Origin of the sequence: Abiotrophia defectiva ATCC 49176 (assembly GCF_000160075.2) — a bacterium.
GTDB classification, from domain to species: Bacteria; Bacillota; Bacilli; order Lactobacillales; family Aerococcaceae; genus Abiotrophia; species Abiotrophia defectiva.
In genome coordinates this window covers 1,056,918-1,082,454 of the sequence record NZ_KI535340.1, presented here as the reverse complement: position 1 = coordinate 1,082,454, position 25,537 = coordinate 1,056,918, and the positions used below count along the sequence as shown (strand labels likewise).

Annotated in this window: 24 protein-coding genes and 2 pseudogenes; 5 read left to right on the top strand and 21 right to left on the bottom strand. The window is 49.7% G+C overall.

From position 1 onward, the window contains the following. Positions 1-216: 216 nt before the first annotated feature. From GCWU000182_RS04990 to GCWU000182_RS04970, 5 genes are all read right to left on the bottom strand, one after another. Complete coding sequence (locus GCWU000182_RS04990; RefSeq protein WP_023391692.1) at positions 217-2,391, bottom strand: pneumococcal-type histidine triad protein; 2,175 nt, start codon at positions 2,389-2,391, stop codon at positions 217-219. 161 nt (positions 2,392-2,552) lie between these two features. Further along, positions 2,553-3,956, bottom strand: a complete 1,404-nt coding sequence (gene dgt, locus GCWU000182_RS04985; RefSeq protein WP_023391691.1) for a dGTP triphosphohydrolase — start codon at positions 3,954-3,956, stop codon at positions 2,553-2,555. Between the two features lie 155 nt (positions 3,957-4,111). Then, positions 4,112-4,321, bottom strand: coding sequence for a hypothetical protein (locus GCWU000182_RS04980; protein ID WP_023391690.1), 210 nt, complete (start codon positions 4,319-4,321; stop codon positions 4,112-4,114). A 43-nt stretch (positions 4,322-4,364) separates the two neighbouring features. Further along, positions 4,365-5,321: an alpha/beta fold hydrolase gene (locus GCWU000182_RS04975; protein WP_023391689.1), complete on the bottom strand. Its 957-nt coding sequence runs from the start codon at positions 5,319-5,321 to the stop codon at positions 4,365-4,367. 128 nt (positions 5,322-5,449) lie between these two features. Beyond that, the gene (locus GCWU000182_RS04970; protein WP_035364129.1) at positions 5,450-6,955 is read right to left on the bottom strand and encodes a PTS transporter subunit EIIC; all 1,506 of its coding nucleotides are present in this window, start codon (positions 6,953-6,955) and stop codon (positions 5,450-5,452) included. A 295-nt stretch (positions 6,956-7,250) separates the two neighbouring features. Between GCWU000182_RS04970 and GCWU000182_RS04965 the strand changes: the two genes are divergently transcribed. Together GCWU000182_RS04965 and GCWU000182_RS04960 are read left to right on the top strand one after the other, a co-directional pair. Beyond that, positions 7,251-7,517: an AbrB/MazE/SpoVT family DNA-binding domain-containing protein gene (locus tag GCWU000182_RS04965; protein ID WP_023391687.1), complete on the top strand. Its 267-nt coding sequence runs from the start codon at positions 7,251-7,253 to the stop codon at positions 7,515-7,517. Then, positions 7,511-7,849 (top strand): type II toxin-antitoxin system PemK/MazF family toxin, encoded by a 339-nt coding sequence (locus GCWU000182_RS04960; RefSeq protein ID WP_023391686.1) that lies wholly within the window; start codon positions 7,511-7,513, stop codon positions 7,847-7,849. Before GCWU000182_RS04965 ends, GCWU000182_RS04960 begins: the two co-directional genes overlap by 7 nt. Positions 7,850-7,905: 56 nt before the next feature. On the opposite strand, the gene GCWU000182_RS04955 is transcribed toward GCWU000182_RS04960, so the two are convergent. The 4 genes from GCWU000182_RS04955 to GCWU000182_RS04940 form a co-directional block, all read right to left on the bottom strand. Further along, positions 7,906-8,235 carry a type II toxin-antitoxin system RelE/ParE family toxin gene (locus GCWU000182_RS04955; protein ID WP_023391685.1) on the bottom strand — a complete coding sequence of 110 codons (330 nt, stop codon included), beginning with the start codon at positions 8,233-8,235 and terminating at the stop codon, positions 7,906-7,908. Continuing rightward, positions 8,225-8,482 (bottom strand): type II toxin-antitoxin system Phd/YefM family antitoxin, encoded by a 258-nt coding sequence (locus GCWU000182_RS04950; protein ID WP_023391684.1) that lies wholly within the window; start codon positions 8,480-8,482, stop codon positions 8,225-8,227. Before GCWU000182_RS04950 ends, GCWU000182_RS04955 begins: the two co-directional genes overlap by 11 nt. 106 nt (positions 8,483-8,588) lie before the next feature. Continuing rightward, entirely contained in the window at positions 8,589-9,044 is a 456-nt protein-coding gene (locus GCWU000182_RS04945; RefSeq protein ID WP_023391683.1) for a GNAT family N-acetyltransferase, read from the bottom strand. A 21-nt stretch (positions 9,045-9,065) separates the two neighbouring features. Then, complete coding sequence (locus GCWU000182_RS04940) at positions 9,066-10,103, bottom strand: M42 family metallopeptidase (protein WP_023391682.1); 1,038 nt, start codon at positions 10,101-10,103, stop codon at positions 9,066-9,068. Between the two features lie 242 nt (positions 10,104-10,345). Between GCWU000182_RS04940 and GCWU000182_RS09880 the strand changes: the two are divergent. Continuing rightward, positions 10,346-10,546: pseudogene (locus tag GCWU000182_RS09880) on the top strand (XRE family transcriptional regulator); the annotation flags it as partial. 180 nt (positions 10,547-10,726) lie between these two features. Here GCWU000182_RS09880 and GCWU000182_RS10180 read toward each other — a convergent pair. After that, positions 10,727-10,897 carry a hypothetical protein gene (locus tag GCWU000182_RS10180; RefSeq protein WP_023391680.1) on the bottom strand — a complete coding sequence of 57 codons (171 nt, stop codon included), beginning with the start codon at positions 10,895-10,897 and terminating at the stop codon, positions 10,727-10,729. Between the two features lie 364 nt (positions 10,898-11,261). Here GCWU000182_RS10180 and GCWU000182_RS04930 point away from each other — a divergent pair, with 364 nt between their 5' ends. Further along, positions 11,262-11,777 (top strand): DUF308 domain-containing protein, encoded by a 516-nt coding sequence (locus tag GCWU000182_RS04930; RefSeq protein ID WP_035364127.1) that lies wholly within the window; start codon positions 11,262-11,264, stop codon positions 11,775-11,777. A gap of 309 nt (positions 11,778-12,086) precedes the next feature. On the opposite strand, the pseudogene GCWU000182_RS09870 reads toward GCWU000182_RS04930, so the two are convergent. The 11 genes and pseudogenes from GCWU000182_RS09870 to GCWU000182_RS04880 form a co-directional block, all read right to left on the bottom strand. Then, positions 12,087-12,285 (bottom strand): annotated as a pseudogene (locus GCWU000182_RS09870) (IS3 family transposase); the annotation flags it as partial. Positions 12,286-12,890: 605 nt separating this feature from the next. Further along, positions 12,891-13,772, bottom strand: a complete 882-nt coding sequence (locus GCWU000182_RS04925; protein ID WP_023391674.1) for a hypothetical protein — start codon at positions 13,770-13,772, stop codon at positions 12,891-12,893. 21 nt (positions 13,773-13,793) lie between these two features. Further along, positions 13,794-14,669, bottom strand: a complete 876-nt coding sequence (locus GCWU000182_RS04920; protein WP_023391673.1) for a hypothetical protein — start codon at positions 14,667-14,669, stop codon at positions 13,794-13,796. A gap of 13 nt (positions 14,670-14,682) precedes the next feature. Beyond that, positions 14,683-15,063, bottom strand: a complete 381-nt coding sequence (locus tag GCWU000182_RS04915; protein WP_035364126.1) for a TIGR02328 family protein — start codon at positions 15,061-15,063, stop codon at positions 14,683-14,685. A 135-nt stretch (positions 15,064-15,198) separates the two neighbouring features. Further along, positions 15,199-17,103 carry a heavy metal translocating P-type ATPase gene (locus GCWU000182_RS04910; RefSeq protein WP_023391671.1) on the bottom strand — a complete coding sequence of 635 codons (1,905 nt, stop codon included), beginning with the start codon at positions 17,101-17,103 and terminating at the stop codon, positions 15,199-15,201. A gap of 167 nt (positions 17,104-17,270) precedes the next feature. Further along, positions 17,271-17,699, bottom strand: coding sequence for a GNAT family N-acetyltransferase (locus GCWU000182_RS04905; RefSeq protein ID WP_023391670.1), 429 nt, complete (start codon positions 17,697-17,699; stop codon positions 17,271-17,273). A gap of 14 nt (positions 17,700-17,713) precedes the next feature. Beyond that, positions 17,714-18,541 carry an exodeoxyribonuclease III gene (locus GCWU000182_RS04900; RefSeq protein ID WP_023391669.1) on the bottom strand — a complete coding sequence of 276 codons (828 nt, stop codon included), beginning with the start codon at positions 18,539-18,541 and terminating at the stop codon, positions 17,714-17,716. A 71-nt stretch (positions 18,542-18,612) separates the two neighbouring features. Continuing rightward, the gene (locus GCWU000182_RS04895; protein WP_023391668.1) at positions 18,613-19,653 is read right to left on the bottom strand and encodes a DNA glycosylase AlkZ-like family protein; all 1,041 of its coding nucleotides are present in this window, start codon (positions 19,651-19,653) and stop codon (positions 18,613-18,615) included. Between the two features lie 379 nt (positions 19,654-20,032). Further along, entirely contained in the window at positions 20,033-21,772 is a 1,740-nt protein-coding gene (locus tag GCWU000182_RS04890) for an ABC transporter ATP-binding protein (protein ID WP_023391666.1), read from the bottom strand. Beyond that, positions 21,765-23,516 (bottom strand): ABC transporter ATP-binding protein, encoded by a 1,752-nt coding sequence (locus GCWU000182_RS04885; protein WP_035364125.1) that lies wholly within the window; start codon positions 23,514-23,516, stop codon positions 21,765-21,767. Before GCWU000182_RS04885 ends, GCWU000182_RS04890 begins: the two co-directional genes overlap by 8 nt. A 114-nt stretch (positions 23,517-23,630) precedes the next feature. Continuing rightward, complete coding sequence (locus GCWU000182_RS04880; protein WP_035364124.1) at positions 23,631-24,122, bottom strand: GNAT family N-acetyltransferase; 492 nt, start codon at positions 24,120-24,122, stop codon at positions 23,631-23,633. Between the two features lie 141 nt (positions 24,123-24,263). On the opposite strand from GCWU000182_RS04880, the gene pepT reads away from it, so the two are divergent. Beyond that, the gene (gene pepT, locus GCWU000182_RS04875; RefSeq protein WP_023391663.1) at positions 24,264-25,499 is read left to right on the top strand and encodes a peptidase T; all 1,236 of its coding nucleotides are present in this window, start codon (positions 24,264-24,266) and stop codon (positions 25,497-25,499) included. The last annotated feature ends 38 nt before the right edge of the window (positions 25,500-25,537 follow it).

Here is a 25,537-nt window from a genome sequence, read left to right as displayed (position 1 = left end):
TATGAAATTGTGAAATAAATTTTTGTCTTCTTCAATAAATGAAAAAATCCAGCCCCTGACCTGGCTTGAGAACAGGATAAGGGCTGGGATTTTGAGAGGTTAACCGATGGAAAATAACTATTTTATATCTTTCTATCACTTAGCCAGCCAAGCTAAAAACCACCCTGCCATCAGTTCGGCCGCTGATGGGGGGTGGTTTTTAATAGAGGGTTAGACTTAGTTGCTTGAAGTCGTTTCGTCTTTCTGATCGCTTGCTGCATCAGCTTTTGAGCTGGACGAAGACTGGGATGAGCTTTGGTCTGAAGATGAGGAGGCCTCGCTTGCCTTGTCCTCTTCAAAGTTAGTCACTGGCAGGCTCTTATCCTTGTCGGCGTCTTCTAAGACTTCGGAGGTGAAGGACTTGTTGCTCTCCAAGATGCTTGGACCGCCATCTTCCCCGGCTTGGGTAATGGCCTTATACTTGTCGCCTACGCGGGTGTCAACCTTGCCATTGAACTGGGCGTGTGCTAGCTCGATGGCTTGTTTAGCCAAGATAGCCGGTGCGAAAAGCGGTTCTGCCGGGTCATCCCCACCGAAGACGGCATTGGTCTTGGATAGGCGGGCAATGATATCTGACACTTGTTCCCGCAAGTCATAAGACAATGGCTTGTCTTGGACGTGTTGGGTCAAGAAGTAGAGATGCTTCATGGCTTCAACCCCAGGACGGTCGTTGGCGTCCTTGAGGGCCGCCACATAGGCTGCTAAGCGGCTTAAGCCCACCGCGTCTTGTGCTTCGATGGCCTTATTGGCTTGTTCCCGCAATTGGTCAGCGGTCACCCCATAGTTGGTCAAGTTAAGCTCGCTAATGGCCTTGAGGATGCTCTCATGTTGGGCATTCAATTTGGCCAGACGTTCGGACAGTTTGTCACTATTGTCTTCAATTTGGAAGATGTAGCGGGCCGCAAAGCGATCTAAGAGTTGGAGGAAGCCTTGGGTCGAATTGCCCTTGTCCTTGAGGCTTTCTTCAATGTCTTGCAAGCCAGCTTCAATCCGGGCTAGGGCTACTTCTTGGCCAGCTAAACGTTGGCTAGCGACTTGGCGCAGGGTGGCGATGTAGGCTTTGACTGTCGCCTCATCCAAATCCCCTGGCACATGGATGCTTGGCAGGCTGGCCAATTTGTTGGCTACATAAGCCTTGGCCCCGTCTACATTGCGGATGCGGATATTGTGGCTGTGGTCACCATGTGGTACCTCGAAGTAGCCATCGCGAATGCGAATAATGCGCTGAGGAATACCCATGCGTTTCGCAAGGCCTGCTAATTCGCGGGCAAAGCGTAACTCAGGGTCAATGCTTGGATCCTGACTAGGGACTTCCAAGGTCCAGAGTGGCACTACCCAAGGATGGATGTGAGACTTGTCTTGACCTTGTTCCATATTTTGGAAGGCAAAGACTTGACCCCGGTAGTTGCCTGCATCATCATAGACGGCCTGCAACTTGATAGTATCCCGCTCTACCCCATAGGCATAGCTGATGTAATCCAGATGCCCTTGAATCTCAGGAGAATCTAAGGTCAAGAGGGAAGTCGGACCTTTTGGCGTGCTTGGTTGTTCTGGTTGACTCGGAGCCGGACTTGGACTAGCTGGCTGATCCACTGGCAGACTTGGCGTCGCTGGTTGACTTGGTCGGGTCAATTGATCGGCTGGATGACTTGGCGCTACAGGTTGGCTTGTGCTGGCTGGCCGACTAGCGACTGGGCCATTTGGTCTTGGGCTGACTGGCTCATCATCGAAGGACAGATTACCCAGGCCTTGACCACAATCCAGCACATCGTGGAAATGGTCGCCGTGAGGAATCCGCACTAGGCGGCAGCCCCCTGGTGTGTGGGCATTAGGCACAGTTGGCGCATTGGCCAAGTCCCGTTTGGAGATAAAGTGGAAATGGTCGCCGTGACGGACTACATAACCATCCGCATTCTCTTCGACAATATCGGCTGGGTTAAAGACATAGTGATCGTCCCCACCCCTTCTTGAGCTGCTAGCCCCTGCTTGGTCCTGGTCTTCATAGATGGCATCCACTGGTGGCTTACCATAGACAAAGTGATAGTGGTTGCCGTGTTTCTTAAGGTAACCGTTGGAAAAGACCTTACCCACGATGACCTTTTGTTTACCCATTTTTTCCTTGAATTCTAGCTCCAGCTTATCCAAGGCTAAGGATTCTTTTTCAGCTTGGGCTGCGGCCAAATCGCTAGATAATTGGCCCTTGTCGCTTTCTGCTTGGGACATGGCCGTTTGGGCCTCTTGCAAACGGGCTTGAGATTGACTGAGATCTTGGTTAAGGCCCCACAAACCGGCCCCGGCGCTCAGAAGAATGGCGCCATTAATCCCCCATAAGAGGATGCGTTTTTTAGTCATGAATGATGACTCCTTTATATATAATGGTAATTCTTACGTTTAGCATCTTACACCCAATCGTAATGATTGTCAATAGTATAATGAAAAAATATTGCACTACTTGCTAAAAAGTCTGATAGCATCAAAAAAGCCCCCTGCTATGAGGGAGCTGGGTGATAAGATTAGGAAATTCCTACCATATCTAAGTAGAGTTGGTGGGCATAGCTGTCGGTCATACCTGAGATGAAGTCCGTGGCCAAGAGCAGGCGCAGGTAGAGCTTCTCCAGTTCCGACTTACCTTGCGCAAAGTAATGGTAGGACCGCTTCTGGCTCTCGGAAATAATGCCAATCTTCTTAAGGTCCACATAGTCTAGTCGGCGCGCTGTATCGTAGGCCACCAGGGGCGGCACGAAGCTATCCAGCAGATAGGTCAGGGTCGAATAACCCGCAATTTCTAGACGCAGAATAGACTTGTGGTCGTAAATCCGTTCTTCAGAAATAGACCGCAACTGGGCATAGAGCGGCGCCACATCCGAGTCTTTGAAAAGGTCAAAGTCGTAGGTCCCGGCCATCAAATCAGCATAATGGCTCACGAAGGACTGGGTGGCACCGGCAATCAGGACATTGCGCAGGTGCTCGAAGAAACGGTTAATGCTGAAGATTTCTTCATCAATAGTTTCCAGAATGTGAACCACCTGACGCGAAGCCTGGCTGTCCTGGGCTGACTGCTTAAGGCTGGCTAGCAAGTCCGCCTTGACCATGGCGAAGGTCAGCACCCCCTTGCCTAGGGCGTCTTCCATATCGGCCACCAGATAGGCAATATCATCAGCCGCTTCTAGGATAAAGGTCAGCGGATGGCGTTGGCTGCCCGCCCCCGTTTGGCTAGTAATGGCTTGGAATAGTTCGACCTCAGCATGGAAGTAGCCCACCTTCTTATGGGTGATGGCGCCGGTTTTAGGCTGGTGGGAAGCCCGCGTGTATTTGAGAATGGTATTGAGGGTGGCCACGGTTAAATCCAAGCCAACAAAGCTACCCTTGAAGTCGTGGAGCTTGGCCGCAATCCGCAAGGCCTGGGCATTACCCTCAAAATGATAGAGGTCATGAACATAGTCACTGGCCAGAAAGTCCTGGGCCAGTTGGGGATCCAACTGCTCACTCAGAATAGCTGGCAGACGCTTCTTGAACCACTGACGGATAATATCCTCGCCAAAGTGACCATAAGGCGGATTGCCAATATCGTGCAAGAGACTCGCACACTCGACAATACGGGCAATGTCGGCCTGACGGACAATGAATTCCTGCTGGCTGACTGCCAGCTCTGAATCGGCCACTCCTTCCAGTTGATCCGCCAGACTGAGGGCAATCTCCGAGACCAGGGTCCGGCCAATCATGGCCACCTCCAGGGAATGAGTCAGACGCGTATGAATAAAATCCATCCGCTCCAAGGGAAAGACCTGGGTCTTGTCCTGCAGCCGTCGGAAAGACGGACTGGTCACAATTCGTTTGTAGTCATCATCAAATTCGTTACGATGCTGGGTCACGCTACCCGATAGACGGGCAGTAGATAAAAGATCTGTCCATTGCATAAGCCGGACCTCCTTGTCTGCTGGCTGGGGATGTTGGGGTGTTAAACTAGGCGTCAGCCAGCCTATTTTGCTTCCTTATTATAACAAAATCTCAAGCCGGCATAAAGAAAGACACCCGGGTGGGTGTCTTGGGTTTAAGTAGCTGAATGAACATTTTATTGGTCTAAGGCTTCCCGCAAAGAATCGATTGTAGAGTAGCTTGGTTCCGATGGATCATGCGCAATGCGTCTGCTTTTGTTGATTGCTTGGGCAGTTAGTGACTTATCTTGTACTCTTAAATCCTGAGGTGCTTGCTGATTTAGCTGGTCTGAATGACTGTAGTTGGGTGCCAGTATATCTTTATGGTAGTGGTTTTTATTGCTCATGACAACCTCCTAATCAATAGAACCATGTTTTGCTAGTGACAACTTAGTTGTTAGCCTTCAAAAATTCGCCTATCCCTGTCGCAATTTCTTCGGGCGCATAATCATGCACATAATGCCCCACATCCAAGCGTTTAATGGTCGCATTAGGCACTTGCCCAAAGCTATCTTGCGCCATTTGGTACCAAGCCTCACTAGAGAAGCTGGTCCCACTTGCATTAGACACATAGAGTAAAATAGGGACGCTTGGCAGAGGCTTGTCTAAAACTTGCTTAGCATTGCTTGCTGACATCTCAAGTTCATTGCCAATAGCAGTCGTCAAGGCCTGCTTATAAAAAAGTGCCTTGTAATTCGCTATTTCTGCTTGCGTCAGATGGCCTGATTCAAGGGCAGGAGCTGCCTTCTCTGCAGGATAAAGAAAACGCCCATAGCCTAACTCAAGTAGCATTTGCCCTACCTTAACTACAAAAGTTGGAACCTTTACTTTGTCATAGCTTTGTGGCATGGCCATATCGAGGCCAACAATAGCAGAAATTTCTTCTGGATGCTCTTGGGCCCAGTAGAGAGCCTCTAAGCCAGCCATGGAATGAGCCACTAGAACATAAGGGCCTTGAATACCAGACGCTTGCAACGCTTGACGTGTCTGTCTATTCACGGTTTCTATATCTCTAGGACTATCCCCATCATCACTAAAGCCATAACCGAGCCGCTCGACTATGACAATGCGATAATCCGGCGCTAATTGCGTCGTCAGCGCCTTAAAGTCCAAAATAGGCGATGTTGTGCCCCCTCCAGCTAACAAAACCAGTGTCTTGCTACCCGAACCAGTCACATAGACATTTAACTGCTTACCCTCAACCTCAACTCGATTACCAATCGGCGATAAATCATTAGCCTCTCTAGATAGGGCAAGACGATGATTAAGATAGACACCTAATGTAACTAGCACTATGGCTAAAAGCACATAGGCTAATAGTTTTCTTAGACCTTGCCAAAATCTCATCACTTAGCCTCCTCCACTTATGCTCACATGCTTACCCTACCACTTGAACAGGACTAGGTCAATAGATAAGAAGAAGAAGATTAAGGCCAGCTACCTAAATAGCTGGCCTTACTAATTTGATAAATTCCCTAGTCATCCACACCCAGAATCTCGTTGATGTTGTTCTTGTAGAGAATAGCCTTAGCCCCATAGACTGCTTGGATGCCGCCTTGGACTTCCAAGACATCGACGGCGCCGATGGCCTTGAGGGTTGGCTTGTCGACCTTGCCTGAATCTTTGACTGATACACGCAAGCGAGTGATGCAAGCGTCGACTTCTTCAATATTTTCAGGACCACCTAGGGCTTCAATGATTCTGACTGAGTCTTGCTTGAGGCTGTCCTTGGTATCGACCACTGGCTTAGCATCCTCGTCCAAGTCCTCGTCCAGACGACCTGGCGTTGGCACGTTGAATTTAGTGATGAACCAGCGGAAGACCACATAGTAGAGGCCTGCCCAGATTAAGCCAAATGGAATTTGTAAGAGCCAGTTGGTCTTGTCATTCCCTTGCAGGATCCCGAAGAGGGAGAAGTCGATGACCCCACCAGAGAAGGTGTTCCCGATGGAGATGTTGAGGATGTCGGCGATGAAGAAGCTGACCCCATCCAAGAAGGAGTGAATCACATAGAGGAAAGGACTCACGAAGAGGAACATATACTCGATTGGTTCCGTAATCCCAGTGATAAAGCTAGTCAAGGCAACCCCGAAGAAAAGACCTGCGTATTTCTTACGACGGTCTTTTGGCACCAAGTGGTACATGGCCAAGCAGGCAGCTGGCAACCCGAACATCATGGTTGAGAAGCGACCAGCGAAGAAGCGAGTTCCTTCGGTGAAGAGACCTGTGTGGTTTGGATCTGCCAATTGGGCGAAGAAGATTTTTTGTGCCCCGGCTACGGTTTGACCCGCAACTTGGGCCACCCCACCTAACTCCGTGTACCAGAACATTGGGTAGATCATGTGATGTAAGCCGACTGCCCCGCAGAGACGCATGAGGAAGCCGTAGAGGAAGGTCCCAAACGGACCCGCTTGGGAAATGTAGTCCCCAGTTGATACCAGCCATTGTTGGAATGGTGGCCAGATTAGGAAGAAGACGCCCCCTAAGAAGATTGAGGCAAAAGACGTCACGATAGGCACAAAGCGGGAGCCCCCGAAGAAGCCCAAGACCTGCGGCAATTGAATATTATGATAGCGATTATGGAGCCAAACCGCACAGGCACCGACCGCAATGGCGCCAATGACCCCGGTGTCGATGGCAGAACCCTCTGCCATATAGAGTTTAACTAAGGCGCCGATGGTGGCTTTCATGACCAGGTAACCGGTCACCCCTGCTAGGGCTGCCGTCCCCTTGTCGCGCTTAGCTAGGCCGATACAGAGGCCCACACAGAGCAGGAGGGACAGGTTGGCGAAAACAATTTCGCCGGCCGAACTCATGACTTGGAAAATAGCTTGTAGACTTGGATTATTCAATAGGGGATAGGTCGCCACCGTGGTCGGATTGGACAAGGCGCCCCCAATCCCCAGCAATAGCCCGGCTGCCGGCAGAATGGCGATCGGCAGCATAAAGGCTTTCCCGATTTTTTGTAACAACTTAAACATGGTACAAAGACCTCCTTTGATTGTTAGGTGCTTCAGAAGTCTCGCATCGGAATCCTCCTGACTCACTCCTTTGGTCCCTTCTTCCAAGGGACTCACTGCCCTTCCTGGCCTAGCTACCTCCTTTCCTGGTCTGACATGATCTTGCATAAGTTGCGATGCGAATGCGCAGGGCTATCTGTAACCCTTTACAAGTTAATTATAATCGGATTGTAAGGAAATTTCAACTTGGAGGGGAGACTTGACTGGCACTTCACACAGGTATATACTTAGTATATACATTAAGAGGGGTGATTTTATGGAGTCACAAGCACAATACCGGACCACACTATCCCAATGGGGCAATTCTAAGGCCGTGCGCCTACCTGCTGCCATTCTCAAAAAGTTAAATCTATTGGACAATCAAACCCTTCTAGTCTCTGTCGAGGATAACAGCATTCGCCTAAGTCCTGAGCAAAAGCAAGCTTCCACCATCCATGAGTTGTTTGCTGAATGGGATCAAGACGGCCTTGGAGAAGGCGAACTTGATTGGGGTCAGGCGAAAGGTCAGGAACTAGAATGGTAATCAAACAAGGCGATATTTTCTACGTTGACTTCAATCCCAGCAAGGGCCACGAGCAGAAGCATCGTCGCCCGGCTCTCGCTCTAAGCCATAGCCTCCTGACTAAGTTCAGCGGCTTAACCATCGTGGCCCCCATCACCACCACCAGTCGCAACTTTCCCACCTATCATGAGCTGACTAGCACTCGTACCATCCAAGGCAAGGTCATGCTAGACCAGACCATCGCCCTAGACTTGGCGGCACGAGGTGTTACTAAGGTAGAGGAAAGACTATCCCAAGAAGAATTGAAGCTTATCTTGGATAAGTATAAGTTGCTGTTTGATATGGAGGATTAAGAATAAACAGAACGCCATGGCTCGGTATGATTACCTAGCCATGGCGTTTGCTTGGTTTAATGCGACTTAAGGTCCATAAACAAATGGGCTTGATCCTGAAGACCATGTCCTAGGCGGATAATCCGCAGCTTTCGTTCTTTGGGATATGGCGCATAGTAGATAATATAGTGACCAATGATTTTCCGTCGAATGCCTAAAGCTGGCAAATAGGGATTGCGCACCCGCTCCCCGCTTTCTGGGAAAACTAGCAAGTTTTTCAAACACTCATGGAGTGCATCAAGAAACTTTTTGGCAGCTTGCTGATTCTTAAGTTCCTTGGTCAGATAGTCCAGAATCACTTCTAAATCTTCTTCTGCCTTCTGAGTGAACTCATAACTATAGGTCATAACGTTCCCTCATATCGGCGATAAGGGATTCACCGTCTCTTAGGCGTTGCTCTCGAATATCTTCAAGCCCTTGATAAAGAAATTTTGCTTCTTCCATTTGACGGAGGGTCTTCTCATAGTATTCAATGTCCATGACGACTAGTCGTCCGTAGCCATTCTTAGTGACGAAGACTGGGCCTTGTTCCTCTTGGCAATAAGCTTCAACCGCCACTGTATTTTTTAAATCGCGCATGGGAATAATTTTCATCAACGCCACCCCCTTTGATGGCTATATTATACCATAAATTTAGACACATATATAGTCATTTATAGCAAAAGGCCCCCTCATCTCATCATAAGGGGACCTTTTCTTCTTATAACTGATAGACCATAATATGTTCATTTATAGCTTGGTCAAAGCCGGTCTCTTCAAAGCCTAGACCTAGCAAAATCTTCTTCATAGGCTCGTTACCGTCCACGTAATCGGCCACTACCTTGGTCATCTGGGTTTGCTGCTTGGCCATTTCAACTACTGCTTCAATGGTTTGTCGGCCGTAGCCTCTGCCTTGGAAGGCTTGGTCAATTAGGAAGCGCCAAACAAAGACATGCTGCTCCTCTGGATCCAATTCATACATAATGAAGCCAACTAAATCCTCATCTGAATAAATAGCTTTGGGATAGGTAATCCCTTCTTCACGGTAAAACCAAGCATCTGCCAAGGATCGGACGACAGGAGACACAAATTTGGCTGCCTCTTGCTCTGGAGTAATCTTGAGATTTAAGACTTGGGAGTAGTTGTCGCTTGTTATCTCTCTAAAGGTAATGGTCACACTCGTCACTTCCCTGTCATCTTACTTAACTAAGTCACTCAAGAGATAAGCATACACCAAGCGCTCGGTCGCCGCCACAGAGTCCACATGGGTCCGCTCATAGGAATGGCTGGACTCGATGCCGGCCCCACAGAGGGCGTGCTTGACTTCGGCACCCGCTGACATAGCGGCCGAAGCGTCGGAGCCGTAGAATGGATAGATGTCTAATTTGTAAGGGATATTCTTGGCCTTAGCCAGTTCCACCAGGTGTTGGCGGAATTCATAGTGATAAGGGCCACTGGCATCCTTGACACAGATAGAGACGGTATATTCGTCGGTCTGCTGGTCGTCACCCATGGCGCCCATGTCAACCGCCAGATACTCCACCGCTTTGTCCGACAGGCTAGAGTTAGCCCCGTGCCCTACTTCCTCGAAGACCGAGAAGGCAAATTGGGTCGTCACCGGCAGGGTGATGCCCTCTTCCTTGTAACGGCGCAACAAGTTAAGCAGGATAGCGGCGGACACCTTGTCATCGAGGAAGCGAGACTTGATGAAGCCGGTGTCGGTGATGGTGGTGCGTGGGTCGAAGGAGACAAAGTCACCCACTTCAATGCCTAAGGCGCGGGTTTCTTTCTCATTGGTAACCTTGGCGTCTAAGCGAACTTCCATGTTGTCTTGAGTCCGCTCAGCCGTCCCCGCATCGCGGTAGACGTGGGTCGAAGTCTGGTGAATGAGAATGGTCCCGGACACCGTCTTGCCGGTGGCCGCCACATGGACGGTACAGTTCTCCCCTTCGATCATGTTCCAAGGAAAGCCACCCACCTTGTCCAGCTTGAGCCGGCCGTCGCCCTTGACCGCGCGCACCATGGCCCCCAAGGTGTCAACGTGAGCCGTCACAATGCGGTGGTGGTCATCGTCCTGGCCCGGCACCGTCACATGTACGAGTCCTTTGGAAGTGCGCACCGGTTGGTAGCCCATTTTTTCCAGAGTCGATACCAAATAGTCCTGAACGCCACGCGTGTAGCCCGTTGGCGACGCGATAGCTAGAAGTTCTTGCAGATAACTTAAGGTTGGATTCATCCTAATGCCCCCTTGAAATTTGTTTACCCCTTCATTATAACACAAGTTTGGAAAGGCGCCCTATCTTTTTGTGTGGAAATGGGGCGGGTGGCCGCAGCCACGTCGCGTTGGAGCCCCAACACGACATCGCCCTCCTCCAATGCGACGTGGCTGCACCTTTTGGCTCCTTTTTCGCTCAAAAACCAAGTTCATCGCCTCCACCACGTCGCGTTGGAGCCCCAACACGACATGGCGCTCCTCCAACTGATGGACAGCACTTAGAAGATTTACTCTATCTAACACGGGGCAACCAACTATACACAGAAGATGGAGAAGAGTTGTATATTGATCCAACTTCTCAGAACAGAACATTTCATACCCAATATGAACCCGATTTTATTGTAGCAAGAGAAAAATCTCCACTAGAACTCTTGATTGAAAATAAGGAATTGTTTGATAAATAGAAAAAGCGAGGATAACCTCGCTTCAGATTGGAGTTAAAATCTTTAGAAGACACTTTTATAAGGACTTTGTCCTCACTCTGAAAGCCTTTATTTAAAGGCTTTTTTACTTTTCCAAAGTAAATTTGTTGCGAGTTTATCGCATTTTTAACGAATCCTTTCTGATAATACACTATCTTCGTATCATTTCATTTCTTGCTTAATTCTCATCAACTCTTCCTTTGCCTCTTCTAAATGCACACTCGTCAAGTACGGAATAGCAGCGTCGAGCTGTTCTTCTGAAAAATCCCACCATTTAAGTTTTTCCAAAAAAGCAATCGTCTCTTCGTCAAAGCGGTACTTGATAACACGCACTGGATTTCCGACTGCGATAGCATAAGGTGGAATATTTTTTGCAACAGCTGCTTTACTACCGATTCTTGCAAATCATGATGATGAAAGAGTATGGAACAGCTGATAGTCCCCAAAAAATTGCTTTTATGAACATCACTTTGGGAAGTGTTATTTTCGGCGTACTTGTCATCCTTGGTACCTATATGATTTCAAAAGCGTGAAAAGCAAAGCGAAATATATAAAGTGTGAAAAGGAGCGAAAACACCTTTTCTTTTTGCGATCCAGACTGAAACTTCCAAGTTGTCTATTTATTTTATTGACATTTTTCTATAAAAAGAGGTACAATAACTTTAATATCAAACTATACTATATCGGAGGTATTGAAATGAAATTTTCTAATCGTTTACTGCTATTCCTTGCAGGAGTTGTTTTTGCCCTTTTAGGACTTTTCCTATTTACAAACCCAGTAGCTAATCTTGTTGCTTACAGCTGGTGGATTGCATTTGGTTTACTGGTTGCTTCTATAGCAGATATTTTAGGCTATTTCTCTGCACCAAAAGAGCTTCGCTCACCTGTTTATCTTTTCCAAGGGTTTGTTAGTCTTCTCTTAGCTCTTTACCTCGTTGCTTATGGCTTTGTGACCCTGCCGGTCGTCATTCCGACCATTGTAGGAATTTGGTTAATTGTAGAAGCCATTATTGCCTTCTTTAAAGGCAATCGTCTAGGATTGATTTTCCCTATTATTGGTAGCAATATCACGTGGGTAGCCTTGCTTGCATTTTTACTAGGTCTAGTTATTCTGTTCAATCCAGTGGCTACAAGTGTCTTTGTCGTTTATGTCATTGCTTTTGCATTTTTAGTTACTGGCTTCACCTACATTATTGAGGCCTTTCGTAAATAGTCTAGTTGCTATTTCTATCGCATTCAAAAAAGCTGGGAAATCATATTCTCAGCTTTTTCGTCTCTTTAACTATCACTTTTTCGCATCCCATTCTGCGTAGAATTGCTCCAAGTATTCTTCCAAAAAGTGATGGCATAGCGCTCTGGCATTCGATAATCTGCAATAATAACCGGTCGAGAACGGGGCATCGACTCAATCATACCGAAAATAAAAGAGCGAATGTTATCTGCAAAAAGAAAGCTTGGATTTTTTGCGATTTCAACAAAAAAAGCACTGTTTGTACTGACCCCAAAAAGTTAGACAAATAATTTAAGTGAAGGATTTAGTTCTGTATTGCACAGGACTAAGCCCTTTTTAGTTTTACCTTAATTCGTTTGTTGTTGTAGTACTCATTGTAGTCAACAATAGCTTGTTCCAATTGGTTAAGTGATTTAAATGTTTTCTCATAACCATAAAACATCTCAGACTTAAGAATACCAAAGAAGGATTCCATCATACCGTTGTCTGGTATGATGATGAAAGAGTACGGAACAGCCGATAGTCCTCAAAAAATTGCTTTTATGAACATCACTTTGGGAAGTATCATTTTCGGCGTACTCGTCATTCTTGGCACCTATATGATTGCAAAAGAAAGAAAAGCAAAGCGAAATATAACGCGTGAAAAGGAGTGAAAACTCCTTTTCTTTTTGCGAACCAGACTGAAACTTCCAAATTGTCTATTTATTTTATTGACACTACGAGCAACAGCGTAATGCGTGACATGCTTCTTCTATATCAGAATTGGACTCTTTCAGGCTGCTGTTCTAGCAAATAATCCTCTTAGCCTTAATCATAGAAATTCATTTTTGTTCATTTTTACATGACCCAGACTAGAAAATATTCAACACCTGACTGGGATTTATTTTAATGGGTTTTAACCTTTCTTGGTTAGATAAAAAAGAAGAACCATACAGTATAGAATCTGTATGGTTCTTTGCCCTACTTTTGGCCCATTTTGAAATAATTATATTTAATAACGCTCCAAGCATCTTCTAGAAATCACTTATATTTCCACATTTTTGATTATTTTCAATATGAAAAATTCTTACAGATTCATGCAGGGGGCTAGATGGTTTAAGGTCTTGGACTTTGAACCGGTTCGTTGTATTGGTCAAAGGTGATTTTACCTTGAATACGGTAGGTGCCTGCTAAATAGTTCAAGTGACGCGTTTTGCCCTCTTCAACAGTAAAGACCATGTCCACTTCAAGGCTCTGAAGTCGGAAGTCCTTATCTACTTGGTAATTAAACTTAGGCTTGCTGGCAAAGAAAGCTTCGAAAGCATCCTCGTTAAAGATGTAGCGAATGAGTTCCGTGCTAATCTCTTTGGAGTCGGTTGGGTGGTCCGATTGATAAGCCCCATAAACCGCAGCTGCACTTAATAGATTCCACGCAGCTTCGTGGTCGCGGTAAACCTTCTTACCATCTACATCCTCTCTCAGACGCAACTCGTAGCCATTCTCTAGCTCCTTAACCTCGTAAATCTCTGAATATAAGGCGATTTCTTCAGGCGTATAGAATTGATCCAAGCTACGTAACTGCTTAAGTGAGTCTTGAAATTCTTGAACTTCGGTCTTGATATCTAGACTTCTGACCTCTTCTTCATGGTTCTCCTTGCCATGAAGCTGCCCGTCTTTGACAGAGGCAATTAAGTGGTAGTCGCCCAAGAAACTGCCCAAATCAAAGGAGCCGAATCCGGACGCTTGGTCCAAATCTACATTTGCTTCAAAATGGCCGCCTATGAGGATACCTTCCTCCTGGCTTGGGAGAGTATTGCTTATCTTCCACTCACCCTTAGTGTGCACCGTCTGGGTGTTGACCATTTTCTTCATGGTCCCGTTCAATAATTGATCCAGGGACGGAGCTTGCGCACTAACGCTGGCTGGCGCCACCCCACCAGCCCCAGCCAAAAGGCCGCCAGCCATGGCCAGCAGGCTTAATTTTTTAAACCATTTCATCTACTTTCCTCCTCAAATGCCCTAAGGCTTTTCTACTGACACAGCTTGGTCATATTGGTCCAAGTCCGCTTCCAACTTGACATGGAAGATTCCTGTTAAGCCAGAGAATAGTTCCATCCCCTGGTCAATACTAAACTGAAAATCAACCGTGACATGGGTTACACGGAAATCCTTGTCCGTCTGCACCAGAATCTTTGGCTTACGAGCAACGAAAGCACCAAAGGCCTCTTCATTTAAGACATAGTCAATAAAGCTCGCAAAATCGCCATAGATGGTAGGGTTGCTAGTCTCTAGCAGCAATTGGTGCAAGGCCTCTTGCTTGACCTGGTCCCATAACTGCTGATAGTCACGATAGAGCTGCTTACCGTCAATGGTTTCTGATAATTGCAAGAGGTAACCCTGATCTTCTTGGACACTCTTGAAATACTTCGCTAGCTCCCCCTTGTATTGAGGACTATTCCAACTCTCCACCTGACGCAAGTTCTCCAAGTCTGACTTCCAACTTGGCACTTGAGACTTGAGGTCAATTGGCTCCAAATCCTTACCGTCCGCCTTACCATACAAGTAGCCATCTACTAAGGCTAACTTGACTTTGCTTGCCCCGGGAAACTTAGCCAGGCCAAACTCAGCCTTGCCCGCCATTTTATCTAAGTCAAGGCTAGCATCTAACTCGCCATCTAGCACGGTCTGTGTATGATTCTCTTCAAGATCACTGTGGGTCATGGAAAATTTGACCTTAGTGTGGACGCTTTTGCTTTGGAGGCTAGTCTTAATGACCCGGTTTACCAGCTCATCAGTGGTCAGGTCTTGAGCCTGTACACTCGGTGCGCCAACACCCCATAACATAGTCGCAGTCAGGCTTAACAGCCCTAGTTTCTTCCATCCTTTATTCATCATTTAAATCTCCCTTCTAGTTTTCCGGTTCTAATTCAATACCCTTGGTTCGCAAGTTAGCTAAGCACTCAGCCAGATAAGCCGGGTCATGCTCAGCATAAATAGGAGACCCCAGCGGCTGAGCTTGGATTTGGCTAACTTCATAAGCTGGCATAACTTTGCCACGGTAGCTGGGCTCCCACCACTGGTCGTCCGGCCGGTAGCCCCGGCGGACCATTTCCTCCATAATCAGGCGGTGGTAGGCATAGAGCTTATAGGGCGAATGTTCAAAGACATAGTTAACCACACTGTGGGGCTTGCCCCAACCCTTGCCCCGCAAGGCCGCACACTCCCGATGCTGACCTAGCAGCTGTTGTCTTGGCAACTTGTCAATCAAGGCTTGATGCCATAATCTCATGTAAGGCCCTCCTTCTTGCTTTCCCTTACTATAGCATATTCTGAGCCTAAGGAAAAGCTTACAAAAAATGACTGGCCCCACACGCAGTGTGAGCCAGCCATCTGAAAAGCACCTCCAAGTGGCGCAGCCTCTTACCTATTGGGCTACTTGTGCCGCTTGGACTGACTTAAGGTCTGATGGGTTATGCCGAAAACCCAAGAGACGTAAGCCGTTGAGAATAACTAAAATCGTAGAACCTTCATGGCCCACCACACCCAGCGGTAGACTGACCACTTGGAAGACATTGGCTGCAATCAGGCAGACAATCACGGCCAAGGCGAAGATAATATTTTGCATAATAATGGTCTTCATGCGACGAGAGAGCCGAATGGCCTGAGGCACCCGGGTCAAGTCATCCATAATGACGCAGTCGGCCGTTTCCATGGCAATGTCCGTCCCTGAACCAATGGCAAAGCTGACATCAGCCTGAGCCAAGGCAGGCGCATCATTAATACCGTCCCCTACCATGGCCACACAATAGCCTTGAGCCTTGTAGTCGGCCACCAAACGGGCCTTGTCATCCGGCAGGCAGTTGGCCTGCACTTGATCAATGCCCAAGTCATTAGCGATGGTTTGGGCCGCTGCCTGGTGGTCCCCAGTCATCATGACCACTTGGACGCCTAATTGATGCAGTAGTTCCACTGTGGCCTTACTCTCTGCCTTCACTCGGTCAAAGAGTGCATACCAGGCCACTAATGCTTGGTCACGAGACACCAAGACCAGGGTCTTGCCGGTTGCTTCTTGCTTGGCTAGGACTTGTTCTAAGTCAGCAGGTACTTGCCCCACTACTTCTAAGACGAAATCAGCCTTACCAATCCGCCAGTCATGCCCTTGATAGGCACAGGTAAAACCTCGGCCGGTCACGTCCTCAAGCTGATCCAAATTCACTGCTTGATAGTCGCCCACATAATTCAAGATAGCTTGAGCCACAGGATGGGTAGAGGTTGCTTCAGCTGTTGCCACCAAGGCATTCAAGCCAGTCGCCTCTTCCGCAAACCAGGCTTCTTCCACCTGGGGTTGGCCCTGGGTCAAGGTCCCGGTCTTATCCATCACGACCAGGTTGACATCGCCAATCTGGTCCATGATTTGACCGCCTTTGACCATGACGCCCATACGGGCAGCCCTGCTAATGGCCGCTAAAACGGCTGGAGTTGAGCTAGCCACCAAGGCGCAAGGAGAAGCCACGGTCAAGAGAATCATGCCACGATAGAAGCTATCCAACCAGGACCAGCCCAGCAAGAAGTGAACTGCGACGATAAAGGTCGGAACCAGGAAAAGCACCGCCTTTACATAGCCATCTTCTAAGTTTTCAATCAGGCTAGACACCCGGCTCTTTTGGCCTTGGGCTTGTTTGACTAGGGCTACGATTTTAGCGAAGAGGGTGTCTTCTTGGGCTACGGTGACTACCATGTCCAATTCCGCGCCCACATTGAGGGTCCCGCCCAATACCAGGTCGCCCGCTACCTTGTCCGCTGGAATGGGCTCCCCTGTCACCATAGCTTCATCTAGACTTGCCCAGTCGCTGATTAGCTTACCATCGATTGGCACCGCCTGGCCTTTTTTGACCCGTAGACGGTCGCCAATCATGAGCTCGCCGGTTTCTACTTCTTCCAACTGACCGTCGGACAGAATGCGCCAAGCCTTGTCTGGCCGTAGGGCCATGAGGGCTGTAATGGCATCCTGGCTCTTCTTCATAGCTAATTCTTCCAGAGTCCCAGACAGGGCAAAGATAAAAATCAGCAAGGCCCCTTCTAGCCAGTAACCAATAATGCCTGCACCCAAGGCAGCCAAGACCATGAGGACATCCACATTAAGGTGATGCTCCTCCACTAACTCCTTCCAGCCTTCCAGGGCTGGCTCATAGCCCCCAATCAAGAAAGCTAGAATAAAACTTGCCTGTCCCCAGACAGGTTGACTTTCTAAAAAGACCAGTCCCAATAGGATAAAGCCTAGGCAGAGCACGGTCTCAATAATTCGTTTATTGTATTTTAAGCATTTCATAATCTCACCTCTTATTTATAATCAATTTACTTTACACTCTTATTATAGCTTCTCTAATTTAGATTGTCAATAATATTTATCGTCAAGATTGTATTATTTAATGATATTAATTATAGATAGAGGTGATAGCAAAAAAGGCCAGGAATCCCTTCCCGACCTTAGATTGCTTATTTAAGTCGATAAACCATATAGTAGACCCCGACCCCTGGCATAGGGACATCTTCCAAGAAGCCATAGACCTCAAAGCCGTGCTTGAGATAGAAGTCCTTGGCCTGATAGGTCCGCGTGGTTAAGATAATGCTGGTCACCCCGACTTGACGGGCATAGTCCTTGGCATAGTCTATAAACTGGCTGCCTAGGCGCTGACCCTGATAGTCCGGGTCGATGGCCAGGTTCTCGATTTTCATGGCCTGATGACGAATTTTACCATTCATAGCTGCCACCAAGCGCTCCCCGTCTTTCATCTGCCAGATGAAGGACTGGTCCAAGCCTTCAGGCTTAGGCTGATTGAAGTAGGTCTCATAGCCATGCGTAAAGACTCTCTCATAGAAATCTTCCGGCATGAGCTCTGTGCTTTCCACAGGATAGTGTGTCATAGGACTGCCTCCTCTTATAAGTTAATTTCTAACAGTATAGGCGTATGGTCTTGGCGCGCCCCTGAATCCAACATCTCGGACTTGGTTACCTTGTCTGCAATGCGATCAGATACCAACCAGTAATCAATGCGCCAGCCTGTATTGTTAATCTTGCTGGTCCGGCTACGCTGCGCCCACCAGGTATATTGATGTGGCACGTCCCCATGCAGGTGGCGGAAACTATCGGTAAAGCCCCGGCTCAGCAAATGGGTAAAGCCTGCCCGTTCTTCATCAGTAAAGCCCGCGGATTGGCGGTTAGCTCCTGGATTAGCCAAGTCGATTTCCTGGTGGGCAACGTTGAAGTCCCCCGTTGCTAGGACTGGCTTCTTAGCATCCAAACTCACTAGGTAGTCAGCGTATTTAGCGTCCCAAACTTGACGTTCAGCCAGACGCTTGAGGCCATCCCCCGCATTAGGCGTGTAAACCTGGGTCACATAGCAGTCGTCAAATTCCAGGGTAATAATCCGGCCTTCCAAGTCCATGGTCGAGGGCGCCCCGATTTCAGGGAAGGTCACCTTAGGCTGCAAGTGCTCCCGATAGAGGAAAAGGGTCCCAGCATACCCCTTGCGGGCTGGCTCCTGAGAGGACCGCCAAGTGTGGGCATAGCCTGGAAAGTACTCTGCCAAGATTTCTTCATGCTTCTTGGTTGGACCTGTCGGCGATAATTTGGTTTCTTGAATGGCAATAATGTCTGCCCCTGCTTGCGCTAGCTGGTCCAAGACGGCTTTGGAGAGTTGGGCCCGGGCCGAGTCGCTAGTTAGGGCCGCATTGAGTGAATCGATGTTCCATGAGATGAGTTTCATTCTATCTTCCTTCGTTGTGTAAATTCTTTGTACTTCTATATTATAGCAGATTGACTGGCAGAAAACAGGGTCTAGGATTCCACCACAAAGTCAATGGCCTTAACCTGCTTGCCCCACCAGCGGGCAAAGGCCTTGAAACGAGCGCGGATAGTAGCCTGGTGAGCCTTTGCCAAAGGCTGGGCGCTAGTCACTTGGAAAGTGATTTGGTCGCCTTGTTGGCGCAAGTTCCACTGGCCCTTGACCTGGCCCCGAATCAGAATCAGGGCTGGAATCTGGCCTGCTTTCTGCCAAATGGTCTGGTGGCGATCCTTCTCGACCAGGATGTCCTTAGATTTGTAGGAAACCAAGAGGGCATCAAATTTGCCCAGGACTAAGACAGTCGGCAACTTAGCTGCATCCTGCCAGCTTTCATAGTAGAAGGTCTGCTTGCCATAGCGACAACTTGGCCAGGCAGACAGGTCCACCTGACTGAAGAAGGCCTGGGGCACCCCGAAGAAATGGGCCGCATCCGCCAGAGTCGCCGGACCATAGAAAGAGAAATAAGTCGCCAAGAGCTGATGCTTAAGGAGGTGCAGGTCCTGGCCTTCTGGCGCTGGCTGCCAATGAACTTGTCGGTCGCCATGACTCAGGGTCTGATAGAGCTGGCCCTGACGCGAAGCTGCCAAGAAGAGCCCGCCCCAGCGGAAGAGTTGGCGCCACTCTTCCTGACCATAGCAATCCTTGAGGGCCTCACGCGTCAGAGGACCGTCAGCCAGATAGCCCGCCAGACGGTCTAATTGGGCCGCCACCTCCACCCCTTGCTCAGCCAAATGACTCCAGGGCCAAGAGACCGTCTCCGACAGAAGCAGTGACAAGGCCTCCCAAGTCGGCCGATCATAGAAGTGGTAGGTCCCCCGCTGGCCCCAAGCCAGAATACCTTGTTCTGTTAAGTCCGCATAGCTATCCGCCTTGGGATCAGCCAGGCGGTTGAAGTAATTATAGATGCCATGGGTCACATACTGGGACTGAATCCCAAGACTCTTGGCCAAGACCTCTGTCCCTGTCAATTTAGACTCAAGCAAAGCCTGATGATAGAGCCTTTGGGCCAGAATCTCCTGTGCTGTAATGGTCATACGGTCGCCCCCTTTCGCTTACTTTCTCATTATAACAAAGCCTGTCTTGGACTTCAAAAGGGCAGGCCCTATTCTTTACTTTTGATAGGCACTTGCCAGCCTTTTCCTTTCTGCTAGAGAACCTCAAGCCCGTGACTAAGACGCGACACGGTCAAAATCGGGTCCGTGTGGTGCCTCAGGATGCCAAGCGCATGAGAAGCTCTGGGAGCGCTAGCGACCTAGAGCTTCCAGAGCTAGGCAAGGCGGAAGACTCCCGTAGGGAGGCTGCAGCCGGTCCCACCTCACGGGCCTGACTTTTGACTAGCGTGTCGCGCCTTAGTCACGCTTTTACCACAAAAATGAGGCTAGGACACCCGTCCCAGCCTCAAGCTCGTCTTATTTAGTTCATCATGCCCGCTTGGAGCTGATACATGCGGTAGTAGAGCCCACCTTGAGCCAGTAGCTCCTGGTGGTTGCCCGACTCGACAATCTGCCCCTGGTCCAGGACATAGATGCAGTCCGCATCCTGAATGGTCGACAGACGATGGGCAATAGCCAAGGTGGTCCGCCCCTTTCGCATCTTAGCCAGCGAAGCTTGAATGACTTCCTCGGTCTCCGAATCAATATTGGCCGTGGCCTCATCCAGAATCAAAATCTTAGGTTGGGTGGCCATGGTCCGGGCAAAGGCCAGCAACTGGCGCTGACCACTTGAGAAAGTAGCCCCCCGCTCCGTCACCGGACTGTCATAGTCCGCTGGCAGACTCTCAATAAAATCAGCCGCATCGACAAAGCGTGCCGCCTCGCGCATGGCTTCATCCGTCAAACCCTCTTGATACATACGAATATTGGAGGCAATGGTCCCGTGGAAGAGGAAAGGATCCTGCAGAACCAAGCCCACCGCCGACCGCAAGGCCTCAGCCGAATAAGACTTAATATCCTGGCCATCAATCAGAATCTGGCCGCGATCAAATTCATAGAAGCGCAAGAAGAGGTTCATAATCGAAGACTTACCAGACCCGGTCGCACCTACAAAGGCCACCGTCTGGCCGGCTTCCACCTTGAAACTAATATGCTTGAGGACATCCCGCTTGCCGTCATAGGAGAAGCTGACATCCTTGAACTCGATACTGCCCGCCCCGATTTCCGTGACTTGACCGCTTTGGGCCGGTTCATAGTCTTCTTGGTCAATCAAGGCAAAGACCCGGTCGGCCGCAATCATGGAAGTTTGCAGAATTGAAAAGTTCTGGGTGACTTCAATCAGCGGGTTGAAGAGCTGGTTGGAGTATTGAATGAAGGCATACATAAGCCCCGCGGTCACGCCAGCCACCTGCCAGGTGACCCCAAAATAGGCCAGAATAACAGCATAGGCCAAGAGCTTGAGCAAGGACATGGCCGGCCGCAGGAAGAGGCTGTTGACATTGAGGGATTTATTGGAATAGGCCACGTGGTCTGCATTAATGGCCTCAAACTCCGCCAAGAGACGGCCTTCCTGGCCAAAGGCTTGGACAATCCGCATGCCCTCAATGCTTTCCGACAGCTTAACATTCAGGTCGCTGAGCTTAGCCCGGGTCATGGCAATCAAGTCGCGCGACTTACTGTTGTAGAGGGCGATAGAGCCAAACATAATGGGAATAAAGACCAACATGAGCAGGGTCAGGGGCACATTAAGACTAAGCATGGTCCCAATAGTAACTGCCACAATGACCAAGGAACTGAGGAAACTGGAGAAGATGGCACTGAACATATCGGCCACCGCCTGAGTATCATTGGTCAGGCGGGACACGATGGCCCCGGCTGGCGTCTGGTCGAAGTAACGCATGGACAGGCTTTGCAGCTTGTCGAAGGACTCTTGGCGCAAGTCACGGACCACGCTTTGGGCCACGCGGGCGAAGGTGTAGTTACCTAAGAAGGTAAAGGCCACCCGCACCAGGAAGAGGCTGTAGTAGGCTAGGAGGATTAAGCCTCCTTGGGCCACCAAGCCACCCCCAATAAAGTGGTCGATATAGTAACGGGCCAGAAGTGGAATGGCGGTCGTCACGGCCGATGTCAGGAAGATGAAGACCAGGGCAATCAGGGCAGTCCCCTTGTAACGCCACATATAGGCCATGAGGCGGCCAAAAGTTTTAGTACGATTAGGCATCTAAGTCCCCTCCTTCCAAACTCTGAGCCAGTTGCTGACTACGGTAGGTGGTCGCATACCAGCCATTTTGCGCCAGCAATTCTTGGTGATTACCCCGCTCCTTAATGCGGCCCTCTTCCATAACCAGAATCAGGTCGGCATGGACGACGGCTGACAGACGGTGGGCCGTAATAATGGTGGTCTTGCCTTGACGTTCCGACTTAAGATTTTCTAAAATCAAATGCTCAGTCTTGGCATCCACGGCTGATAGCGAATCGTCCAGAATCAGAATGTCTGGATCCAAAATCAGGGCCCGGCTCATGGCCAGACGTTGCTTCTGACCACCAGATAGGGAGACGCCCCGTTCCCCAATCAGGGTATCTAACCCTTCAGGCATGGCCTGGATATCCTGGTAGACACCACAGAGTTGGGTGGCTCTGATAACGGCCGCATCATCCAAGTCAGCTTGACCGAAGCGGACATTGTCCCGGATGCTCATGGCGAAGAGTAGCTGGTCTTGAGGTACATAGCCCATCAAGCTCCGCAAATCGCTGAGGCGGTAGTCGCGGATGTCGTGGCCATCTAACTGAATGCTGCCCACATTGACATCCTGCTCCCGCAAGAGTAGGCGCAAGAGACTGGTCTTACCAGACCCCGTGGTCCCGACAATGCCCAGGGTTTGACCGGCCTCCAAGCTAAAGTGGACATCCTCTAAGGTGGTCAATTCTTGGTAGGCGAAGGATTCAATGTCATAGTCCAAGCGACCATTTTGAATGCTAGGCAGAGGATGTTCCGTCTCACGGACTGGGCTTTCCTCATGCAGCAGTTTATCAATCCGATCCAGGGAGACCGAGCCCCTTTGCATAATGTTGAATAGCCAGCCGATGGCTTGCAGTGGCCAGACCAGCATATCCAGATAGGTCATGAAGGTAACCATTTCCCCGACGGTGAACTGGCCCTGACTAATCAGATAGCCCCCGTAGAGCAAGCTAATCAGATAGGAGGCCCCCACGAAAATCAAGACCATGGGTTGGAAGAGCTCATTGTACTTGGCAGCTCGCAGGTTCTTTGCCCAGACCATCTGGTTGGTGGCCTGGAACTTAGCCGTCTCCTGGGCCCCATAACCAAAGGACTTGGTCACCTTAATACCGGAGACCGATTCCTGAACTGAGTTGTTAAGCTCAGAGAAGGCCTCCTGGGCCTGCTTAAAGCCTTCATGGTTGATGCGCCCCAGGCGACTGGTCCCCCAGGCCAGTACTGGCAGAGGCAAAATCGCCACCAGGGTCAGGCGCCAATCCAGAATCCAGAACATGGTAGCCAGGGTAACGAGGGCAGTAATCGAAGCATCCACGGCCGACATGACCCCGCCCCCTGCCGTCATGACCAGGGTTTGGACATCGTTGGTGGCGTGGGCCATCAGGTCCCCGGTCCGATAACGGGTATAGAAGGACGGCGCCATGCGGGTAAAGTGCTCAAACAAGCGAGTCCGCAGAATCCGGCCCAGGCTATTGGCTGTCCCTAAAATAAAGAGCCGCCAAACATAGCGGAGGGCATACATAATGAGAGAGGCTCCCACTAGCCAGGTCAGATTGAGGGCAAGCTCGCTAGGGGTCAGATTGCCGCCTGCAATGGCATCAATGACTTGCCCAATAATACGCGGCGGAATCAGGTTGAAGACGCTGACCAAGGATAAGGCCAGAATCCCAATCATATAACGGCGGGCTTCCAACTTGAAGAACCAGCCTAATTTGCGAATGAGTGACATGTCGCATTCTCCTTTCGTAACCTTGCTATTATACAACAAAAAAGAAGCCGGGACCAATGAACTGACCCAAGCTATCAGAAAAGAGCCGGCACCCCAGTGCCAGCCCTCACACATTTATTCACTTAGATAGTCATAGGCCTGCCGGGGTGAGCCGTCTTGGAGATAGATAGTACCTCGCTCCTGGAAACCGTAGGCCAGGATGGCCTGCTGCATGGGCAGGTTTTGGGCGTGGGTGTCAATCCGGATGTGGGGGCAGAAGGACTTAGCGAAGTCGAAAGCTGCCCGCGCCACACCCCGGGCCTTGCCATTGGCTGCCAGGCGGTGAATGGTCACATAGGGACTAGTACTGCGCCAGCCCAGACCATCAATCTGGCCATAGGTCGGATCTTGGCCGCCAATCAGAGCGAAGGTGCCCACTAGCTGGCTAGTTTCGTCCTCTAGGACATAGGAATGGCCTTGAGCAATATCGGCTTCTAGGAGACTTAGGGGCGGATAGCCGTCTGGCCACTGATTGGGATTACCCTTGGCCCGCATAAAGGCCCGGGCTTGTTGGTATAAGGCCATCAAAGCCGGCAAGTCCCCATTCTCTGTCTGTCTAATCTGCATACGGCTTCCTCCTCTGTACCACGCCTTACTGTGCCCCCAGTCTATCACAAATCCCCGTCCTTGCCAACAAGGTCTAACTTGGGTCTGGCCCGTCATAGTGCTATACTAGACTTAACTGATTAAGAGAAAGAAGGCTCCGCCATGGAATCTATGCTCCAACGCTTTATCCGCTATGCTAAAATCAACACCCGGTCCGACCTGCACTCGGATGCCGTGCCGACCACACCCGGTCAACTGGACTTCCTCCGCATGTTGGAGGGCGAACTCAAGGACCTGGGTCTCAGCCAAGTGCGCTTCAATCCAGTGGACGCCTTTGTCACCGCCCTCTTGCCAAGCAACCTACCAGCCCATCAAAAGGCGCCAGCCATTGGCTTTATCGCCCATGTGGATACAGCCGACTTTAATGCTGAAAATATCCAGCCCCAGGTCCATGCGGACTATGACGGACAGGATATTGTCTTGAACCCTGACCTGGACATTGTCATGCGAGTGTCCGAATTTCCTAACTTGAAGCACTATGTGGGACAGACCCTGATTACCACCGATGGTACCACCCTGCTAGGGGCCGACGACAAGGCAGGTCTGGTCAGCATCCTGGAGGCAGTCATCCACCTGCTAGCCCATCCTGACCTGCCTCACGGCGATATTTGGCTAGCCTTCGGACCTGATGAAGAAATCGGCAAAGGCGCCCACCGTTTCCAAGCCCAAGACTTCCCAGCTGACTTTGCCTATACCTTAGATAGTGGCGAGGTGGGCAAGTTGGAATACGAGACCTTCAATGCTGCCCGGGTCATGCTGACCATCGACGGGACCAGTGTCCATCCCGGGACCGCCAAAGGCCTCATGGTCAATGCTCTGGCCGAAGCCGCTAAACTCTTCGCCCGCCTGCCCCAAGACCAGGTGCCAGAATTAACCGAGGGCCACGAGGGCTACTATATGCTGTCCAGTCAAAGCGGCAACATTGGCCAAGTTCAAGCCACCTACATTATTCGTGACCATGACAAGGAAAGTTTCCAAGCCCGCAAGGACTTCTTCCGTCAGATTGTGGCCCAACAGAACGCAGGCTACGACCGGCCCCGCATCCAATGTCAAATTTACGACGAATACTACAATATGTACGATATCCTCAAGCAAGACATGACGCCGGTTGAAGTGGCTATTGCGGCCTACAAGGCCTGTGGCATTGAGCCTCTTATCAAGCCTTTCCGGGGTGGGACAGACGGCTGCATCATCACCTATAAGGGCATCCCGACGCCCAACCTCTTCACGGGCGCTGAAAACCTTCATGGCCAGTATGAATTTGTCAGCTTAGAAAGCATGGAAAAGGCCAGCCAAGTGGTCCTTACCATTATCCAATCAGTGGTCAGCCCAGACTAAAACAAGCCAGGTAGCTCAACTACCTGGCTTTCTTTGTT

Bases quoted from the DNA above. Each gene is read 5' to 3' on its own strand.
- pepT (WP_023391663.1), top strand. From the start codon at position 24,264: ATGGAATCTATGCTCCAACGCTTTATCCGCTATGCTAAAATCAACACC.
- GCWU000182_RS04990 (WP_023391692.1), bottom strand. From the start codon at position 2,391: ATGACTAAAAAACGCATCCTCTTATGGGGGATTAATGGCGCCATTCTT.
- GCWU000182_RS04895 (WP_023391668.1), bottom strand. From the start codon at position 19,653: ATGACCATTACAGCACAGGAGATTCTGGCCCAAAGGCTCTATCATCAG.
- GCWU000182_RS04960 (WP_023391686.1), top strand. From the start codon at position 7,511: ATGGTAATCAAACAAGGCGATATTTTCTACGTTGACTTCAATCCCAGC.
- GCWU000182_RS04950 (WP_023391684.1), bottom strand. From the start codon at position 8,482: ATGAAAATTATTCCCATGCGCGATTTAAAAAATACAGTGGCGGTTGAA.
- GCWU000182_RS04890 (WP_023391666.1), bottom strand. From the start codon at position 21,772: ATGCCTAATCGTACTAAAACTTTTGGCCGCCTCATGGCCTATATGTGG.
- GCWU000182_RS04880 (WP_035364124.1), bottom strand. From the start codon at position 24,122: ATGCAGATTAGACAGACAGAGAATGGGGACTTGCCGGCTTTGATGGCC.
- GCWU000182_RS04955 (WP_023391685.1), bottom strand. From the start codon at position 8,235: ATGACCTATAGTTATGAGTTCACTCAGAAGGCAGAAGAAGATTTAGAA.
- GCWU000182_RS04975 (WP_023391689.1), bottom strand. From the start codon at position 5,321: ATGAGATTTTGGCAAGGTCTAAGAAAACTATTAGCCTATGTGCTTTTA.
- dgt (WP_023391691.1), bottom strand. From the start codon at position 3,956: ATGCAATGGACAGATCTTTTATCTACTGCCCGTCTATCGGGTAGCGTG.
- GCWU000182_RS04970 (WP_035364129.1), bottom strand. From the start codon at position 6,955: ATGTTTAAGTTGTTACAAAAAATCGGGAAAGCCTTTATGCTGCCGATC.
- GCWU000182_RS04910 (WP_023391671.1), bottom strand. From the start codon at position 17,103: ATGAAATGCTTAAAATACAATAAACGAATTATTGAGACCGTGCTCTGC.
- GCWU000182_RS04920 (WP_023391673.1), bottom strand. From the start codon at position 14,669: ATGATGAATAAAGGATGGAAGAAACTAGGGCTGTTAAGCCTGACTGCG.
- GCWU000182_RS04900 (WP_023391669.1), bottom strand. From the start codon at position 18,541: ATGAAACTCATCTCATGGAACATCGATTCACTCAATGCGGCCCTAACT.
- GCWU000182_RS04885 (WP_035364125.1), bottom strand. From the start codon at position 23,516: ATGTCACTCATTCGCAAATTAGGCTGGTTCTTCAAGTTGGAAGCCCGC.
- GCWU000182_RS04940 (WP_023391682.1), bottom strand. From the start codon at position 10,103: ATGAATCCAACCTTAAGTTATCTGCAAGAACTTCTAGCTATCGCGTCG.
- GCWU000182_RS04965 (WP_023391687.1), top strand. From the start codon at position 7,251: ATGGAGTCACAAGCACAATACCGGACCACACTATCCCAATGGGGCAAT.
- GCWU000182_RS04905 (WP_023391670.1), bottom strand. From the start codon at position 17,699: ATGACACACTATCCTGTGGAAAGCACAGAGCTCATGCCGGAAGATTTC.
- GCWU000182_RS04915 (WP_035364126.1), bottom strand. From the start codon at position 15,063: ATGAGATTATGGCATCAAGCCTTGATTGACAAGTTGCCAAGACAACAG.
- GCWU000182_RS04925 (WP_023391674.1), bottom strand. From the start codon at position 13,772: ATGAAATGGTTTAAAAAATTAAGCCTGCTGGCCATGGCTGGCGGCCTT.
- GCWU000182_RS04980 (WP_023391690.1), bottom strand. From the start codon at position 4,321: ATGAGCAATAAAAACCACTACCATAAAGATATACTGGCACCCAACTAC.
- GCWU000182_RS04930 (WP_035364127.1), top strand. From the start codon at position 11,262: ATGAAATTTTCTAATCGTTTACTGCTATTCCTTGCAGGAGTTGTTTTT.